The organism is Vibrio sp. 1457, assembly GCF_033340195.1.
Taxonomy (GTDB): Bacteria; Pseudomonadota; Gammaproteobacteria; order Enterobacterales; family Vibrionaceae; genus Vibrio; species Vibrio alginolyticus.
Map to the genome: position 1 here is coordinate 1 of NZ_JAWOWA010000060.1, position 2,413 is coordinate 2,413.

Here is a 2,413-nt window from a genome sequence, read left to right on the forward strand (position 1 = left end):
GTGCCGACTACCGGAATCGAACTGGTGACCTACTGATTACAAGTCAGTTGCTCTACCTACTGAGCTAAGTCGGCACATTTTATTCTTTAACATTGTTCGTGCTAAGCACCAACAATTAATAAATTGTGGTGCCCGGAGGCGGAATCGAACCACCGACACGAGGATTTTCAATCCTCTGCTCTACCGACTGAGCTATCCGGGCGACGAGGTGTATTAAAAGGCTTTTCGGCTTTCAGGTCAACAATAAAATTAAAATAAAATATCGTTTGATGAATTTGTGCTCGGAGTGGGCTGTTTTTATGCGTTTTTAGCAGCAATGCGCCATGCTTTAAGCGATGTTTTAACATTGATAGTGTGTTCACTTGCAAAATAAAGGCGATAAAAACAAAAAAGCACGTCTGAAAACGTGCTTTTTATTGAACAATTGACTTTAAACTAGTGCTTTACTGAGAACTTGTTTACCCAACCTTCTAGCTCATTCGCTAGTGAAGCTAAACTTTGAGTACTTGATTGGCTCTCGGTTACGACAGAGTTGAGTTGGCCTCCGCTTTCCTCGATAAGGTTTATGCGTAGCGCAATATCATCGCTAACCTGCGTCTGCTCAGCGGCAGCAGTAGCGATCTGCTGGCTCATTGTGGTGATAGATTCTAACGCCGTTACAATTTGCTGTAGAGCTTCAGAGGCATTCTTAGACTCTGTAACAGTGCTTTCACTGGTTTCTGCACATATTTCCATTGTGTGAATGGCATTGCGAGAGCCTTCTTGCAGATTGGAGATCATATACTGAATCTCTTTTGTGCTGTCTTGTGTGCGTCCTGCTAGGTTGCGTACCTCATCAGCAACGACTGCGAAGCCTCGGCCTTGTTCTCCAGCACGTGCTGCTTCAATGGCTGCATTGAGTGCCAATAGGTTTGTTTGCTCTGCAATATCACCAATCACATCGAGCACTTTTACAATATTATTTACATCCTGATCTAGATCGGCGACCGCTTTACTCGCAGTATTTAATTGAGAAGCTAAACCTTGAATGTTTTCAACCGTGTTATGAATGAGTTTCTGCGTATGTTGGCTTTGTTTGTCAGCCTCGTCCGTATTGTTTGCGGTGTCGCTTGCTGAATTGGCAACATGGTTGGCTGAAGATGCCATTTCAGTCATCGCAGTGGCAATCATCGCCGTTGATTGCTGCTGAGATACGGTAAGATCGGCAATCGTATTTGATCGAGCTTCTACGGCAGACAACTCTGCGCGCAGTGCATGCATAGACTTCTCTAGGTTTGTCACCATGGTAGCTAGTGATTGACTCATATCTTGCACGGCACGATAGATACTTCCTCTCGGTGCCACAGTATCAAAACTGGTCTGAATGTCTCCTTGAGCGACAGCTTGAACTGCTTTACGCACGTCGTTAGGCTCTCCACCAAGTAGATGAAGCATTTTGCGAATCGAAATGATCAGGCCACTTAGAATACTTCCCGCGATAATCAGACACAGCACAAGCTGCCATTGTGCTGTCGACCAAAAACGTGCGTTAACTTCATTAGAGCCAATACCTGTACCGACAACCCAGCCCCAGTGTGGTGTTTTTTCTGCTATCGAGTGTTTTTCTTCAATGCTGCCATCAGCTTGTTTTTGGCTCCAGGTATATTCAACGATCTGACCTGTTTTGTGCCCCAATACATCTAGAATGAGTTGGCCTACGCTATTACCACTGCCATCTCTAAAGTCATGGAAGCTGGTTCCGTGCAGTTGAGGGTCTAGTGGTGCGGCGATGAACATCATATTTTCATCTGCGACATAAACGTATTCGTTGTCTTTGTAGATATTGTTACGAAGTAGGCGAGTGGCTAATGCTTTCGCTTCGTCTTCCGGCATTTTGCCTTCGATAGCCATCTTTTCTACTTCGGTAAGTATGCTGTACGCACTTTTAAATAGCTCAGTAACTCGAGCTTTGTTATCAAGGTTACTTGCGACGCGAAGTGTCCATAAGCCCGTTGCGGTCAGAGCTAGGAGAGCTAGCAATATGATCGCAGATAATAAATAGGCTTGAGTTTTTAGTTTCATATTTAGCTCACAAATAAAGTGTTATCACTATGCAAGGCATAGCTAAAAGAAGAAATGTAATAACTCGGGCATCTTAGTGAAGATAAATATGCTCGGATACTAATGCGTATTGAAATTACGATGAGGATTAAATTTTTAGCGTGAAATAAGTATTTTTGAAGAAAGGATTTAATGTTCGCTGATGTTTAGAAATGAAGTGCAGATAAATGGGAAAGTGAGAAATGACGTATAAAGCAGATACAAAAAAGCCGCATCAAGTGATGCGGCTTTAAAAGTGGCTCCTCCTGCTGGGCTCGAACCAGCGACCTGCGGATTAACAGTCCGTCGCTCTACCAACTGAGCTAAGGAGGAA

General features: G+C 43.8%; 1 protein-coding gene and 3 tRNA genes. All 4 read right to left on the minus strand.

The window, feature by feature from the left end; genetic code table 11:
* Window position 1 precedes the first annotated feature (1 nt).
* Window positions 2–74, minus strand: a tRNA-Thr gene (locus R7Z41_RS23605).
* A gap of 52 nt (window positions 75–126) precedes the next feature.
* A tRNA-Phe gene (locus R7Z41_RS23610) sits at window positions 127–202 on the minus strand.
* Between the two features lie 233 nt (window positions 203–435).
* Window positions 436–2,061: a methyl-accepting chemotaxis protein gene (locus R7Z41_RS23615; RefSeq protein WP_053306790.1), complete on the minus strand. Its 1,626-nt coding sequence runs from the start codon at window positions 2,059–2,061 to the stop codon at window positions 436–438.
* 275 nt (window positions 2,062–2,336) lie between these two features.
* Window positions 2,337–2,412, minus strand: a tRNA-Asn gene (locus R7Z41_RS23620).
* Window position 2,413 lies beyond the last annotated feature (1 nt).